This window comes from Aureimonas sp. OT7 (genome assembly GCF_014844055.1).
Classification (GTDB): Bacteria; Pseudomonadota; Alphaproteobacteria; order Rhizobiales; family Rhizobiaceae; genus Aureimonas; species Aureimonas altamirensis_A.
Genome location: NZ_CP062167.1, coordinates 1,001,987 through 1,017,379, shown reverse-complemented (window position 1 = coordinate 1,017,379; position 15,393 = coordinate 1,001,987). Strand labels below are relative to the sequence as shown.

The 15,393-nt window shown below is 66.1% G+C and carries 15 protein-coding genes; all 15 read right to left on the bottom strand.

Going from position 1 to position 15,393, the window contains the following annotated elements; translation table 11 throughout:
- Nucleotides 1–46: 46 nt before the first annotated feature.
- The 15 genes from IGS74_RS04925 to sdhA all read right to left on the bottom strand — a co-directional run bounded on the left by IGS74_RS04925 (nt 47) and on the right by sdhA (nt 15,391).
- Complete coding sequence (locus IGS74_RS04925; protein ID WP_192389837.1) at nt 47–451, bottom strand: F0F1 ATP synthase subunit epsilon; 405 nt, start codon at nt 449–451, stop codon at nt 47–49.
- Nucleotides 452–590: 139 nt separating this feature from the next.
- On the bottom strand, nt 591–2,045 hold the full coding sequence (gene atpD / locus IGS74_RS04920; protein WP_192389835.1) for a F0F1 ATP synthase subunit beta: 1,455 nt from the start codon (nt 2,043–2,045) through the stop codon (nt 591–593).
- Nucleotides 2,046–2,162: 117 nt separating this feature from the next.
- Nucleotides 2,163–3,050 (bottom strand): F0F1 ATP synthase subunit gamma, encoded by an 888-nt coding sequence (locus IGS74_RS04915; RefSeq protein WP_039188248.1) that lies wholly within the window; start codon nt 3,048–3,050, stop codon nt 2,163–2,165.
- Between the two features lie 38 nt (nt 3,051–3,088).
- Entirely contained in the window at nt 3,089–4,618 is a 1,530-nt protein-coding gene (gene atpA / locus IGS74_RS04910) for a F0F1 ATP synthase subunit alpha (protein WP_039188246.1), read from the bottom strand.
- Nucleotides 4,618–5,178 (bottom strand): F0F1 ATP synthase subunit delta, encoded by a 561-nt coding sequence (locus IGS74_RS04905; RefSeq protein ID WP_039188245.1) that lies wholly within the window; start codon nt 5,176–5,178, stop codon nt 4,618–4,620. The genes atpA and IGS74_RS04905 overlap by 1 nt, the downstream gene beginning before the upstream one ends.
- A 222-nt stretch (nt 5,179–5,400) precedes the next feature.
- On the bottom strand, nt 5,401–5,796 hold the full coding sequence (locus IGS74_RS04900; RefSeq protein WP_192389833.1) for a DUF4345 family protein: 396 nt from the start codon (nt 5,794–5,796) through the stop codon (nt 5,401–5,403).
- Nucleotides 5,797–5,919: 123 nt separating this feature from the next.
- Nucleotides 5,920–8,178: a primosomal protein N' gene (locus IGS74_RS04895; RefSeq protein ID WP_192389831.1), complete on the bottom strand. Its 2,259-nt coding sequence runs from the start codon at nt 8,176–8,178 to the stop codon at nt 5,920–5,922.
- A gap of 61 nt (nt 8,179–8,239) precedes the next feature.
- Nucleotides 8,240–8,743, bottom strand: a complete 504-nt coding sequence (gene dps / locus IGS74_RS04890; RefSeq protein ID WP_192389829.1) for a DNA starvation/stationary phase protection protein Dps — start codon at nt 8,741–8,743, stop codon at nt 8,240–8,242.
- A 77-nt stretch (nt 8,744–8,820) separates the two neighbouring features.
- A complete protein-coding gene (locus tag IGS74_RS04885; protein ID WP_052194445.1) occupies nt 8,821–9,336 on the bottom strand; it encodes a DUF302 domain-containing protein in 516 nt (171 codons plus the stop codon).
- Nucleotides 9,337–9,365: 29 nt separating this feature from the next.
- On the bottom strand, nt 9,366–9,977 hold the full coding sequence (gene msrA / locus IGS74_RS04880; RefSeq protein ID WP_192389819.1) for a peptide-methionine (S)-S-oxide reductase MsrA: 612 nt from the start codon (nt 9,975–9,977) through the stop codon (nt 9,366–9,368).
- Between the two features lie 121 nt (nt 9,978–10,098).
- Entirely contained in the window at nt 10,099–10,878 is a 780-nt protein-coding gene (locus IGS74_RS04875) for a succinate dehydrogenase iron-sulfur subunit (protein ID WP_039188239.1), read from the bottom strand.
- A gap of 102 nt (nt 10,879–10,980) precedes the next feature.
- Complete coding sequence (locus IGS74_RS04870; RefSeq protein WP_192389817.1) at nt 10,981–12,144, bottom strand: phosphatase domain-containing protein; 1,164 nt, start codon at nt 12,142–12,144, stop codon at nt 10,981–10,983.
- 66 nt (nt 12,145–12,210) lie between these two features.
- The gene (locus tag IGS74_RS04865) at nt 12,211–12,621 is read right to left on the bottom strand and encodes a hypothetical protein (RefSeq protein WP_192389815.1); all 411 of its coding nucleotides are present in this window, start codon (nt 12,619–12,621) and stop codon (nt 12,211–12,213) included.
- Nucleotides 12,622–12,688: 67 nt separating this feature from the next.
- Nucleotides 12,689–13,489 (bottom strand): glycosyltransferase family 25 protein, encoded by an 801-nt coding sequence (locus tag IGS74_RS04860; protein WP_192389813.1) that lies wholly within the window; start codon nt 13,487–13,489, stop codon nt 12,689–12,691.
- A gap of 51 nt (nt 13,490–13,540) precedes the next feature.
- Complete coding sequence (gene sdhA, locus IGS74_RS04855; protein ID WP_039188230.1) at nt 13,541–15,391, bottom strand: succinate dehydrogenase flavoprotein subunit; 1,851 nt, start codon at nt 15,389–15,391, stop codon at nt 13,541–13,543.
- Nucleotides 15,392–15,393 lie beyond the last annotated feature (2 nt).

Below are 15,393 nucleotides of genomic sequence, written 5' to 3'. Positions count from 1 at the left end.
GGCGTACTGCCGAGAGGCCTTCGAAACCTGTGTGAAACGGTATGGATCAGGCAGCCAACGCGGCCCGGGCATTCTGCAGGTCGGCAAGCCGATGCTCGGCACGCGACTTGACCTCCCCGTCCGTGGCGTCGGCCACGTCTTCCTCGGCGGCGCGGATCTGGCGATCCAGCTCGTCGGCCGAAAGATCTTCCACCGGGATGGCATGCTCGGCCAGAAGGGTGAAGCCATCCGGGTTGATGTCGGCAAAGCCGCCCTGGATGAAAATCCGGCGATCCGGGCCGCTGGCCATCGTGGCATGGACCACGCCCGGTTTCAGCGTCGTCATCAGGGGCGCATGATGCGCCATGACGGTGAAATAGCCTTCGGTCCCCGGCGCGATCACGGCCGTCACCTGCTCCGAAAGAAGCAGCCGCTCGGGAGAAACGAGTTCGAACTTGAAGCTGTCAGCCACGGATCGCCTGCCTTGAAACCGTGCCCTCCCCGATGGAAAGCGCACCTTTGGTATTTCGACGGAAACCGCGCCCTACCGGCCGGCTCCGCAACGATGGCGGAAAGGCGCTCCGGCCTGCGGTGCGCCTTTCCAGTATCGATCAGGCCGCTTCGGCGGCCAGGCGCTGGGCCTTTTCGATCGCCTGGTCGATGGAGCCGACCATGTAGAAGGCCGCTTCCGGCAGATGGTCGTACTCGCCCTCGACGAGGCCCTTGAACGAGCGGATCGTGTCTTCCATCGGCACGAGCTGGCCCGGCGCGCCGGTGAAGACCTCGGCCACGAAGAAGGGCTGCGACAGGAAGCGCTCGATCTTGCGGGCGCGCGCCACCGTCAGCTTGTCCTCTTCCGACAGCTCGTCCATGCCCAGAATGGCGATGATGTCCTGCAGCGACTTGTACTTCTGCAGGATCGACTGGACCTTCCGGGCCACATCGTAGTGCTCTTCGCCGATGATCATCGGCGACAGCATGCGCGAGGTGGACTCCAGCGGGTCCACCGCCGGGTAGATGCCCTTCTCGGAGATGGCGCGGTTGAGAACCGTCGTCGCATCGAGGTGGGCGAAGGACGTTGCCGGCGCCGGGTCGGTCAGATCGTCGGCGGGCACGTAGATGGCCTGCACCGACGTGATCGAACCCTTGGTCGTCGTCGTGATACGTTCCTGCATGGCGCCCATGTCGGTGGCCAGCGTCGGCTGATAGCCCACCGCCGAAGGAATACGGCCCAGAAGCGCCGACACTTCGGAGCCCGCCTGCGTGAAGCGGAAGATGTTGTCCACGAAGAACAGCACGTCCTGGCCCTGATCGCGGAAATGCTCGGCGATCGTCAGGCCGGTCAGCGCGACGCGGGCGCGCGCACCGGGAGGCTCGTTCATCTGGCCGTAGACCAGGGCGGCCTTGGAGCCTGCGGTCGAGCCGTTGTGCTCGTGCGGGTCCTTGTTCACGCCGGACTCGATCATCTCGTGGTAGAGATCGTTGCCCTCGCGGGTCCGCTCGCCGACGCCGGCAAAGACCGAATAACCGCCATGCGCCTTGGCGACGTTGTTGATGAGTTCCTGGATGAGAACCGTCTTGCCGACGCCGGCGCCGCCGAACAGGCCGATCTTGCCGCCGCGTGCATAGGGCGCCAGAAGGTCGATGACCTTGATGCCCGTGACCAGGATCTGGCTCTCGGGCGACTGCTCGATATAGGGCGGGGCCGGCTGGTGGATGGAGCGCTTGGTTTCCGTACGGATCGGCCCCACCTCGTCGATCGGCTCGCCGATGACGTTCATGATGCGGCCGAGCGTCTCGTCGCCCACCGGCACTTCGATCGGGGCACCGGTGTCGCGCACCGGCTGACCGCGCACCAGACCTTCCGTCAGGTCCATCGCGATGGTGCGGACGGTATTCTCGCCAAGGTGCTGCGCAACCTCGAGCACGAGCCGGTTACCGTTGTTTTCGGTTTCCAGCGCGTTCAGGATCTCCGGCAGATGCCCGTCGAACTCGACGTCCACCACGGCGCCGATGACCTGGGCGATGCGGCCGGTGGTCACGCTCCTGTCCAATGTGTCAGCCATGAAGGCCTCCTCTTAAACCAGCTTGAACCGCACGTCCGGCAAAAGAAGCCTCCCGCGCGCCTCGATGTTGAATTGGGCGGCCCCGCCCTGTGGCGGTCGAGGCCGGAATCTACAGTCTTACAGCGCTTCCGCGCCGGCGATGATCTCGATCAGTTCGGTCGTGATCTGCGCCTGGCGCTGGCGGTTGTAGGAAATCGACAGCTTCTTGATCATGTCGCCGGCGTTGCGCGTAGCATTGTCCATGGCGCTCATACGGGCGCCCTGTTCCGAAGCGGCATTCTCGAGCAGGGCGCGGAAGATCTGCACCTTGACGTTGCGCGGCAGAATGTCTTCGAGGATCGCCTCGGGCTCCGGCTCGTACTCGTAGAGGGCGCCACCGGCGCTGGCATCCACGGACGCACCTTCCGAAGGCGGCACCGTCGCGGGGATCAGCTGCTGTGCCGTCGGCTTCTGGGTGATGACGTTGACGAACTCCGAGTAGAAGATCGTCGCGATGTCGTACTCGCCCTTTTCGAAGCGCGCCATCACCGTGTCGGCGACCTCTTCGGCCTGGGCGAAACCCAATGTCTTCGGATTGGACAGCTCGACGCGCTCGACGATGCGGGCCGACAGGTCACGACGGATCATGTCGTAGCCCTTCTTGCCGACGGTCACGATCTTGACCGTCTTGCCCTCGGCATCCAGCTTCCGGACATGCTCCCGGAAGCGGCGCACGATCTGCGCGTTGAAACCGCCGCAAAGGCCGCGGTCGGACGTGAACAGCACCAGGAGATGCGTATCGTCCTTGCCGGTACCGGCCATCAGGGCCGGCGCCTCGCCATCGTCCATGGCGTTCGCGATATTGGCCAGAACGGAGGCCATCCGCTCCGAATAGGGGCGGGCAGCCTCGGCCGCAGCCTGGGCGCGGCGAAGCTTGGCCGCCGCGACCATCTGCATGGCCTTGGTGATCTTCTGCGTCGCCTTGACCGAGGCAATGCGGTTTCGCAGATCCTTGAGCGAAGCCATCTGTCTCTAGCGTCTCCGGGTTCAGCCTTGCCGTACGATCAGGCGAAGGACTTGGCGTACTGGTCGAGGGCGGCCTTGAGCTTGCCGCGAGTCTCGTCCGACAACGCCTTTTCCGTCGCGATCGTGGTCAGGATATCCTTGTGCTCGGTGCGGAGCGCGGTCAGGAGGCCCTGCTCGAACGGGCCGACGTCGGAGACCTTGAGCTTGTCGAGGTATCCTTGCGTCCCGGCGAAGATCACGGCGACCTGCTCTTCCGTCTTGAGCGGCGAGAACTGGGGCTGCTTGAGCAGCTCCGTCAGGCGCGCACCACGGTTCAGCAGGCGCTGCGTGGCAGCATCGAGATCGGAGCCGAACTGCGCGAAGGCCGCCATCTCGCGGTACTGCGCGAGCTCGCCCTTGATGGAGCCGGCAACCTGCTTCATCGCCTTGACCTGGGCCGCGGAGCCGACGCGCGACACCGAAAGACCGACGTTCACGGCGGGGCGGATGCCCTGGTAGAACAGGTTGGTCTCCAGGAAGATCTGGCCGTCGGTGATCGAGATCACGTTGGTCGGGATGTAGGCCGACACGTCGTTGGCCTGCGTCTCGATGACCGGCAGTGCCGTCAGCGAGCCGGCGCCCAGCGAATCGTTGAGCTTGGCGGCGCGCTCCAGCAGGCGGGAATGCAGGTAGAAGACGTCGCCCGGATAGGCTTCGCGGCCCGGCGGGCGGCGCAGCAGAAGCGACATCTGGCGGTAGGAGACGGCCTGCTTGGACAGGTCGTCGTAGCCGATCACGGCATGCATGCCGTTATCGCGGAAATACTCGCCGATGGCGCAGCCCGCGAAGGGGGCGATGTACTGCAGCGGAGCCGGGTCGGAAGCCGTGGCGGCAACGACGACCGAATAGGCCATGGCGCCGCGCTCTTCCAGCGTCCGCACGAACTGCGCGACAGTCGAGCGCTTCTGGCCGATGGCCACGTAGATGCAGTAGAGCTGGTCTGCCGTACGGCCTTCGTCGTGGGCCGGCTTCTGGTTGAGGAACGTGTCCAGAAGGATCGCCGTCTTGCCCGTCTGGCGATCGCCGATGACGAGCTCGCGCTGGCCGCGACCGATCGGGATGAGCGCGTCGATGGCCTTCAGGCCCGTCGCCATCGGCTCATGCACCGACTTGCGGGGGATGATGCCCGGCGCCTTCACGTCGACGCGGCGGCGCTCGGTGGCGTCGATGGGGCCCTTGCCGTCGATCGGATTGCCGAGGCCGTCGATGACGCGGCCGAGCAGGCCCTTGCCAACCGGAACGTCCACGATGGCGCCCGTGCGCTTGACGGTATCGCCTTCCTTGATCTCGCGGTCGGAACCGAAGATCACGACGCCGACATTGTCGCTTTCGAGGTTGAGGGCCATGCCCCGGACGCCGCCGGGAAACTCGACCATCTCGCCGGCCTGAACGTTGTCGAGGCCGTAGACGCGGGCGATGCCGTCGCCCACCGACAGAACCTGACCGACCTCCGAAACCTCGGCTTCATTGCCGAAATTCTTGATCTGGTTCTTGAGGATTGCGGAAATTTCCGCGGCGCGGATGTCCATCAGCCGACCTCTTTCAGCGCGAGCTTGAGCGAATTGAGTTTGGTGCGCAGGGACGTATCGATCTGCCGCGATCCGATACGCACGACGAGCCCGCCGAGTATCGCGGGGTCGACACTTTCCTGCATGGTGATTGTCTTGCCGGAATAGGCGGCCAGAGCCTTGGAAAGCTCGTCGCGCTGCTCCTGCGAAAGCGCATGCGCGCTGACGATCCTGGCTTCCACTTCGCCGCGCGCCGCGCGCGCCAGCTCGATGAAGGCGGAAACGATCTGCGGCAGGGCGAAGAGCCGGCGATTGGCCGCCACGACCTTGAGGAAGTTGCCGACGAGCATCGAAGGCTTGACCGCCTCGACGATGGCGCCGACGGCGCGAAGCTGATCTTCCGATGTGAAGGCCGGGCTTTCCACCAGGCGGCGGAAATCCGCGTTCTCTTCGATCAGGGTGCGGAACTGGCGAAGTTCCGCCTCCGTCGCCTCGACGGAGCCATCGTCATGCGACAGCTCGAAGAGGGACTGGGCGTAGCGCTCTGCGACTCCGGATACCGGAGAGGATGATTTAGCCACGGACGACCGCTTTTCTTCCTGAAGTTTGACCCTCCCGTTCCCCTGCGATGCAGGCGGCGGGGAAAACCAGAACCGATCCTTGAAATTGCAGCGAAACCGCCTGATGCCGTTTCGCCATGCCGATCGGGGGTTCGTCTAGCATAGCGATCCGGCCTCGACAACATGGCTTAGTCGAGTCATGCGGGCTTCAAACACGGCTTTTTCGCATGAAATGCGGGAGGCTCACCCCGGGGTGAGGCCGAAGACGGGCCCGATGAACAGGAACGCCAGAATCAGCTGGATTGCCAGGGCCACCCAGTTGACCAGGATCAGGCCGGAATCCGACAGCATGGACACGAACCGGCCGAAGGCCGCGAACAACCAGGCCAGCCCCAGGACGAGCTGCGCGATCGGCTGGTCGTAGAAGAGGATGCCGGCAAAGCCGGCCCCCAGCCAGAAGCCGCCGAGCGACCCGCGGATCTGCGCCAGCGCGGCAGGCCGTGCCTGCCCGGCCGGCACGCCGGAGTCCCGCAGCGCCAGGCGCGGCGCGAACAGGTGGACCAGCCCGCCCAGAAGGGTGGCGACGGCGGCAAGAAAAGGCAGCCAGTCGGCGTTGGTGGTGGGCAGGGTGAATTCCATCGGGCAGCCAGTCCTCAGGTTGCGGGCGCGCCGTCCGCGACATGCGGCGGCAGGCGAATCATGACGAAATCATAGGTGGCACGCATGGCTTGTCCGAACGTGGCTTCACCATTGCGTGATAGTTCAGAGAAAGCTCTGCGGATCCACGTCCACCTGCACCTGCACCGAGCCGCGCGGCCTTGGCGCCGCTGCGAACAGCGCCCGCAGGAAGGCCTGCATCGATTCCTGCCGTGGTCCGTGGCACAGAAGCCGGAAGCGATGGCGCCCGCGCAGCACCGCCAGCGGCGCCTCGGCCGGGCCAAGCACCTCGATGCCGCCGCCGCCCGGCGCGGCGGCGCGCAGGGCGCGGCCGTGCTCTTCCGCCTCGCGGCGCGTTGCGGCGGAAACGATGATCGCGGCCAGCCGGCCGAAGGGCGGCATCAGGGCACGTTCACGCTCGCCGACCTCACGGGCGTAGAACCGTTCGGCATCGCCGCTGGCGATGGCCTGCATGACCGGGTGTTCAGGCTGCCATGTCTGGATCAGCCCGCGGCTGGAGCGTCCGGTGCGCCCAGCCCGGCCCGTGACCTGGTGAAGAAGCTGGAACGTGCGCTCGGCGGCACGCGGATCGCCGTTCGACAGGCCGAGATCGGCGTCGATGGCGCCGACGAGCGTCATCAGCGGGAAGTGATGGCCCTTGGCGACGAGTTGCGTGCCGATGACGATGTCGGCTTCGCCCTCTGCGATGGCGTCCAGCTCGCGGCGCATGCGCCGCGCGCCACCCGGCAGGTCCGACGACAAGAGAACGGTGCGCGCATCGGGATAACGCTCCAGCATCTCCTCGGCGATTCGCTCGACGCCCGGCCCGCACGGCACCAGATGGTCCACAGTGCCGCATTCGGGGCAGGCTTCCGGCCGCTTCTCGCTGTAGCCGCAATGGTGGCAGACGAGCTGGCCCCGCAGCCTATGGTCGACCAGCCAGGTCGAGCATTGCGTGCACTGGAAACGATGTCCGCAGGACCGGCACAGGGTCAGCGGCGCATAGCCCCGGCGGTTGAGAAACAGGAGCGCCTGCTCGCCGCGCCGGACCGTTTCCTCGATGGCGGTGGCCAGTACCGGCGATACGAAGCGGCCGCGCTCGGGCGGATGGCGGCGCATATCGACGAGCGACAGTTCCGGCAGCGCCGCAGATTCGAAGCGCGCGCCGAGGCGCAGATGGCCGTAACGGCCCTGCGCGGCATTGACCCGCGTTTCCACGGACGGCGTCGCCGATGCCAGCACCAGCGGGACCTTTTCGAGCGAGGCGCGCACCACGGCCATGTCGCGCGCATGATAGAAGGTGCGGTCTTCCTGTTTGTAGGCCGGGTCGTGTTCCTCGTCGATGATGACGAGGCCGAGATCCTCGAATGGCAGGAACAGCGCGGAGCGCGCCCCCGCGACCACCCGTACCCGGCCCTCTGCCACCTGCCGCCAGACCTTTTCCCGCATGCGCGGCGGCGCATCCGAGTGCCATTCGGCGGGCGGCGCGCCGAAGCGCGCGTGAAAACGATCGATGAACGCCTGGGTAAGGGCGATCTCGGGCAGGAGGATAAGGACCTGTCGGCCGGCATCCAGCGCCGCGGCCACCGCTTCGAAATAGACTTCCGTCTTGCCGGAGCCTGTGACGCCCTCCAGAAGCGTCGTGGAAAACCCGCCTGCCGTCACGGTCCGGGCGAGGCAGGCGGCCACGTCCGCCTGCGCCTCGCTCAGCCGTGCGCGGCCATAGGCCGTATCGGGTGCGGCCACCGCCGGCGGCGGCGGCAGGCGCACGGGTTCGAACACCCCCTGCCGGACGAGGCCGTCGACGACCGTGCTGGAGACCCCGGCCGCGTGGGCAAGGCCGGATCGCGTCCACACGGGGTGTTCCTCGGCTGCCGCCAGGACGCGCGTGCGGGCCGGCGTCATCCGGTCCGGCCGGGCGGCGGCAAGTTGCAGCCCGTCGATCATCGGCTCGGGATCGAATGCGGTTGGAGAGCGCAGCGCCATGCGCACGACGAGGCCCGGCGGCGACAGCGTGTAAGCGGCCACCCAATCGATGAACCGCCGCATCGCCGGCCTGAGAGGCGGACAGTCGAAAACGTGGGAAACCGCGCGCAACCGCTTCGGATCGACGCCGTCAGCCGGTCCGTCCCAGACGACGCCGGCTACGGTGCGCGGCCCGAGGGGCACGGCAACGATGCTGCCGGGCGGGGCTTCGACCCCGTCCGGCAATGCGTAGGAATATGGCCTGTCGGATGGCACGGGAACCAGCACGGAGACGGTCCGGACCTCCGGTCCGGCCTTCTGGTCGAACAGGCCGGCGACGGTGGCATGCGCCTCCCGTTTGCGGTATCGCGCCTGACCTGTTTTCGTGGGTTCGTCCATGCCCGCTGAGGTAACGATTGCGGGCGGAGATGAAAAGAGGGCGGCTTGGCGCCGCCCGAACTCAACTGTGCTGGAAGTGGCTTTCCAGGAAGTAGAGCGACTTGTCGACGCCGCGTCCGATGCCTGTGAAAAGATCCGCCGTCAGGTCGTCGCCGGCCTCGTCGGCCTCATCGATGGCGTCGCGCAGCGCACCGCCCCAGGTGGCGTAATTGTCGGCGAGACGCTTGAGATGCCCCATCGAGTCGACGAGATCGAGCGGGTACGGCTCCAGGATCGACCCTTCCGAGGCAGCCTGTACGGTGCCCCTGGCCTGTCCACCGAGGGCGGTGAGCCGCTCGGCGATGGAGTCGACATACTCCTCGGCCTCTTCGTGCAACTGGTCGAACAGCAGGTGCACCGACATGAAGTTCGGCCCCTTGACGTTCCAGTGCGCCTGCTTGGCGGCATAGGCGATGTCGATGGACGAGGCCAGATGCTTCTGGAGCAGCTCGACCATGGAAGCCCTGAGGTTTTCGTTCATGGAATTCTTGGTGGGGTGCAGCCTTGCCTGCGACTTCTTCGCCATGATGTCCTGTCCCTTGGCTATCTGGCGGACCGAACGCCCGCGTCTGCCTAGAACCAACACGGCCCCGTCAAGTTCCTTCAAGGCTGTCCGGCTTCGCGTCGACGCTCTCCTCGCGCCGCAGCCGCCTGCACCAGCGCCTCCAGCGAGACGCGCATCTCTTCCCATTCGCGGCGGTCGCCATTCATGCCGTAGCGCTCTGCAAGCGAGAAGGGCGAGACGTAACCGATCCGTGTGCTGCCACCATCGTCCCAGATCAGGATACGCTGCGGAAGATCGATGGCGAGTTGCCGGTTCTCCTTCATCAGCGGGGTCGACAGTTTCGGCTTGGCGAATATGACGACCGTGGTGGGCGCGATGGTCTCCCCCACCTGCCGCGCGGCATCCTGATGGTCGATCACTGCCAGGACGACCGAACCCGACCGCACCACCGCGTCCTCCAGCCGCCGGGCCGTTTCCCCGACGTCGTGCCGGCTTTGCCGAACTACCCATTCATCCGCGGCCCCGGCCTGCCCGGCGACGAGCGAGACGGCCAGAAGAACGAGGGCCGGAAGGCCGCGACAGGATCGGGTGAAACCGACGGTCCATCTCCACATGCGGCTCGAGTGCTCCTCCGGTTGACGTCTCAGTGGTTTGCCGGCAAGCCGGCAAAGGCCCGCTCGCCCCACACGGCCCGCAGCGCCCGATCGCGCCCGCAACCGACGCGATAGGCCTCGTAGCGTACGGGGTTCTTCTTTGCGAAGTCCTGATGGTAGTCCTCGGCGGCATAGAAGGGCAAGGCGGGAAGTATCTGCGTGGCCACCGCCTGTCCAAGCTCCTTCTGGACCGCATCCCGGGAAGCTTCGACGGCGGCATTTTCGGCAGGCGATGAAGGAAACAGGGCGGTGCGATATTGCGGGCCCTTGTCGCAGAACTGGCCGTTCGGATCGGTCGGGTCGATCGAATGCCAATAGGCGTTCAGCAGATCTTCGTAGGTCACCCGCTGAGGATCGTACGTCACCTGCACCGCTTCCATGTGGCCCGTGCCACCGCCGATCACCTGCGGATAGGTGGGGTTTTGCGTCTTGCCGCCGGTGAAGCCGGAGACGGCCGAGACCACCCCGGGGATCGATTCCAGATGCGCTTCCACCGACCAGAAGCATCCGCCGGCAAAGACGGCGGTCTGTTCGGCAGCCATGGCGGTTCCGCCGGCCATCGCGGCGGCGAGCCCGAGAACCAATGCGATACGGCTTGGCATGCCTGCCTCCACGAAACGGGATCGGGGTAGCATGCTCGCCGGACTTTGCGCCGAAGTGAAGGCGTAAACGACAACGCCGCCGGCATGGCCGACGGCGTCGCATTCACGCGGTGCGGATGGCTCAGACGCGCCGCTCGACCATCATCTTCTTGATCTCGGCGATCGCCTTCGCCGGGTTCAGCCCCTTCGGGCAGGTCTGCGTGCAGTTCATGATGGTGTGGCAGCGATAGAGGCGGAACGGATCCTCGAGCTGATCGAGCCGCTCGCCTGTCGCCTCGTCGCGCGAATCGATCAGCCAGCGGTAAGCCTGAAGCAGCACGGCCGGACCGAGATAGCGATCGCCATTCCACCAGTAGGACGGGCACGAGGTCTGGCAGCAGAAGCAGAGAATGCACTCGTAGAGGCCGTCCAGCTTCTCGCGGTCCTGGTGGCTCTGCCGCCATTCCTTTTCCGGAGCGGGGGTTTCCGTCTTCAGCCAGGGGTCGATGGAGCGCAACTGGGCGTAGGGCACCGTCAGGTCCGGCACGAGATCCTTGACGACCGGCATGTGCGGCAACGGATAGACCTTCACCGTGCCCGACACTTCGTCCATGCCCTTCGTGCAGGCAAGCGTGTTGGTGCCGTCGATGTTCATGGCGCAGGAGCCGCAGATTCCCTCGCGGCAGGACCGGCGCAGCGTCAGCGTGGCGTCGACCGTGTTCTTGATCCAGAGAAGGGCATCCAGAACCATCGGTCCGCAATCGTCGAGATCGACGTAATAGGTGTCGATTCGTGGATTTTCGCCGTCATCCGGCGACCAGCGGTAGATGGCGAATTCGCGTACGTTTGCCGCGCCCTGGGGCTTCGGCCAGACCTTACCCTTCGATGGCCGGGAATTCCGGGGGAGGCTGAGTTCGACCATGGACCTGTCCTGAACGTATCTCTGAAAGCCCTGAAGGTGCTTTTAGAATGGGCCTAAACATAAAAATTTCGCAGCGCAACAGGCTTGCGCGATTCAATCGGTTCAGCCCATCGGGAGGCCCGGATAAATGCCGAAGGCGCGCGACCCGGAGCCCGCCTCGGCCGCCACCGCCAGCCGCACGGCCTCGACCGTGCCGGACGCGACCAGCCGCATCTCCTCGCCCACTTCCGCAGCGTCCACCAGGGTACGGCTCAGCGTCGCCGGCACGCCGAGGTCGCGGATCGCTCCGATGCCGTTGCCGACACGGGACGCCGGGTCCGCCTTGCCGATATCGTGGATGTGAACCGACAAGATGCGCCCGGGAAAGCGCCGGGCGATGTCATGGTAGATGGACGTATCGTCCTGCCCCGAGTCGCCGATCAGGATGAACGGCAGGTCCGGGTAGGCGGACAGGAGTTGCTCGATCATCCGGACCTTGTGGCCGTTGTGCCGGCGCAGGATCCAGTCCAGTCCGTCGCCGGAAAGGTTGCGCAGCAGCATCGGGCCGCGCGGGATGCCGCGCAGCGCCATGAAGCGGTCGTACAGGTCGAACAGGTTCCAGGGGCTGGACGAGACGTAGAAGATCGGGTTCGTCTCGGGCCCGTCCTCGCCGTCGGCAAGTGCACGATAGAATTCGGCGACCCCGGGAAACGCCACGCGGCTTTCGGGCGAGTTGGCGGTGACGATGCGCCAATGCTTGATGATCTCGCTGGCGCCCGTATGGACGATCGTATCGTCGATGTCGGACACGATGACGAAGCGCGCCCGCGGAGACACGACGCGCACGAGCCCCTCGCCGGCCAGCGTCACCGGTGCGTAGCCCGGCGCGTGCTCCAGCGACAGGTTGACCGCCATCCAGGGCGCGTGGTCCTGCGGGGCGGCATCCGCCGCCACCTCGAAATAGCCGGCATGGTCGCTGAAGGCGACGCCGGACGCCGCGCCTGCCTGCCAGCGCACGCGCGCCCCGGCGATCTCGTCTGTCTCGTACCGCTTGAATGTCAGCCACAGGTTGTGAAGTGCGGACGTCGTATGGGGCGCGGAGACCACACCTTCGTCTTCCAGCACCCGGCCCCGCAGCCACAGGCCTCCCCGGCCGGTGAAACCGACATAGGGCATCAGCATGGGCGGGTCGACAAAGCCGAGCCGCCGCTTCACGGCGAAACGCGATGCGCGCCAGCTACGCCCTATGGTTGTTGCGATACGCCGCGACACGCCAGACTTCGTCATAAAACCCGGCTTAGCAGATGGATCGTGCCGCCGAAAGTGCGCTCGCCCCCTGCGACAGGTCCTGATCTATCCGGGCAATGGCGGGGCATCGGCGTCGAATGTGCCGCCGTGGCAGGTTCGCATCGTATCGTTGAGGAAAGAGAAGATCGCCTGCTGGTCGGGTTGGCTGACCCGGCCATCCGACAGCATCCTGTCTGCGGCCGGCGGCGAAACGGCCGTGGCCACGAGATAGTCGCGCTGGGGAGCGGACAGTTGCGTCTGCGACTGTTCGGCAAGGCAGCGGCAGGCCTGCGGCGACATATCCTTCATCTGGACGCCGCACAGGCCGGCGATAAGCCCAACCTCGTCGCCTTCGCCGGGCGTCAGGAACATCTGTGCCGGAGGCGCGCCGCCGTCCTGAGCCCCGGCCGGGCCCATCGCCAGCACCAGGGCGCCCGCGCACAAGGCCAGTGTCAGAATATTCCAGTCATTTCGCACTACCGCATCCTCCCGGAACGGCGCCCCCAGGAAGAAATGCTAATCCGTGGGGAAGTTTTGTCAAAGCCTACCAGCGATAATTGCGCGGCACGCCGCCGCCGCGCAGGGCCCACGCCCACAGGCCAAGGCGCAGCCGGCCACGAACCCGCGCCTGACGCAGGAAGGGCAAGAGCCCGCTTTGCCGGCGCAGGCGGCCGCGCTCGTAGCTTTCTGCGATCACGCTGGGTGCGTCCGCCTGCCGGATCGGCAGCGGCGAGACGTAGCAGACATCGCAACCGTGCAATGACGGGTTCGCAAGATAATCGTCGAACGGCATGAGATTGCGTCCTGCCGCCGCGATCAGCTTTTCGGCGGCCTGGCGTGTCACGACATAGGCTGCCGAGCCCGACGACGGCTTCAGCGAGCGAACCAGCGTTTCCGCGCCGAGCGCGGCCACCTTGACGGCCGGCCGCGAACCCGACAGGCGGATCGCTTCCAGACGCACGATGTCGAAGGGCGCATCGAGCCCGCCGAGGGCTTCAAGCACCGGTCCCGTGCGCGGGCCCGGCACCGCGTCGTCTTCCAGTATGAGGGCAAGATCGTGCTCACCGGACAAGAAGCACCGCAGCGCGACGATATGGCTGGCGAAGCAGGCTTCCTGCACGAGTAGGTATTCGCGGCCCCGCACCATGCTGTAGCCTAGCCCGGCAGGCGGCAGGACGATGGACAGGCCACGTATGTCCAGCACAGCCTGCGGCTGCAGCCGGGCGTCCAGGGCCGGCACACGCCGAAGTGGATAAGGCAATGGAGAGAATGCCTCGGCCAGCGCCTGCCAGCGCTCTTGAGAGCGGTCCAGATTGATGGCGTAGATGCCGAGCGACCGTTTCATTCAACCTCGCTGCCGCGGCCGGGCGCGGATGGCCCGGCCGTGGACGCGGTGTCAGTACACCCGCTTCTTGGGCTTGATGTACTCGATCTCGTTCGACAGCGTGTAGGTATGAACCGGCCGGTCCGCAAGCTGTACCGTCCTGCCCGCCATGTCGGCGAAGGCCAGCGTATGCTTCATCCAGTTCTGGTCGTCGCGATCGGGGAAATCCTCGCGGGCATGCGCCCCGCGCGATTCCTGGCGGGCCAGGGCCGAATCCATCGTCACGACCGCCTGGCAGATCAGGTTGTCGTATTCCAGCGTCTCGATAAGGTCGGTATTCCAGATCAGCGAGCGATCCGTCACCTGCACGTCCTCGGAATTGGCCCACACCTCGTGGATCTTGTGGTGACCTTCTTCCAGCACCTCGCCAGTCCGGAAGACGGCGCAGTTGTTCTGCATCGTCTTCTGCATGGCAAGGCGGAGCTGCGCGGTCGGCGTGCCGCCCTTGGCGTTGCGGAAGCGGTCCAGCCGTGACACCGCAAGATCGCCGGCATCGGCCGGCAGCGGGGCCTGGGATGCCCCGGCCTCCACCGTCTCGACGCAGCGCAGCGCGGCGGCGCGGCCGAAGACGACGAGGTCGATGAGCGAATTGGAGCCGAGGCGGTTGGCTCCGTGCACCGACACGCAGGCCGCTTCGCCGACGGCCATCAGGCCCGGAACGACGGTGTCCGGATTGCCGTTGCGCAGCGTCAGCACCTCGCCGTGGTAGTTGGTCGGGATGCCGCCCATGTTGTAGTGGACAGTCGGCAGGACGGGGATCGGCTCCTTCGTCACGTCGACCCCCGCGAAGATGCGGGCGCTCTCCGAAATGCCGGGCAGGCGCTCGTGCAGGATCTTCGGATCCAGATGGTCGAGGTGCAGGAAGATGTGGTCCTTGCCCTTGCCGACGCCGCGGCCATCGCGGATTTCCATCGTCATCGAGCGGGAGACCACGTCGCGCGATGCCAGGTCCTTGGCGGACGGCGCATACCGCTCCATAAAGCGCTCGCCCTCCGAGTTCGTCAGGTAGCCGCCTTCGCCGCGCGCGCCCTCGGTGATCAGGCAGCCCGCGCCATAAATGCCGGTGGGGTGGAACTGCACGAACTCCATGTCCTGCAGTGGCAGGCCGGCGCGCAGCACCATGGCGTTGCCGTCACCGGTGCAGGTATGGGCCGAAGTTGCCGAGAAATAGGCGCGGCCATAGCCGCCGGTGGCGAGAATCGTCTTCTGGGCGCGGAACCGGTGCAGCGTGCCGTCATCGAGGCAGAGAGCCACGACGCCCCGGCAGACGCCATCGGAATCCATGATCAGGTCGATGGCGAAATACTCGATGAAGAATTCCGATGCATAGCGCAGCGACTGGCCGTACAGCGTATGCAGAATGGCATGGCCGGTGCGGTCGGCGGCGGCGCAGGTGCGCTGGGCGGGGGGCCCCTCGCCGAACTCGGTGGTCATGCCGCCGAAGGGGCGCTGGTAGATCTTGCCATCCTGGGTCCGCGAGAAGGGGACTCCGAAATGCTCCAGCTCATAGACGGCGGCGGGCGCGTTGCGCACCAGATACTCGATGGCGTCCTGGTCGCCCAGCCAGTCCGAGCCCTTGACGGTGTCGAACATGTGCCAGCGCCAGTTGTCCGGCCCCATATTGCCGAGAGAGGCGGCGACGCCGCCCTGCGCGGCCACGGTATGCGAGCGGGTCGGGAATACCTTGGTGATGCAGGCGGTGCGAAGGCCGGCCTGGGCGGCACCCAGCGTGGCGCGCAGGCCGGCACCGCCGGCCCCCACCACGACGACGTCGAACGTGTGGTCGATGAACTTGTAGGCGGTGCCGTTGGTGGCGGGCGCGACGCGATGGGGTTGTGCGTTGCCGGTTGTTGTGTCGGCCATGT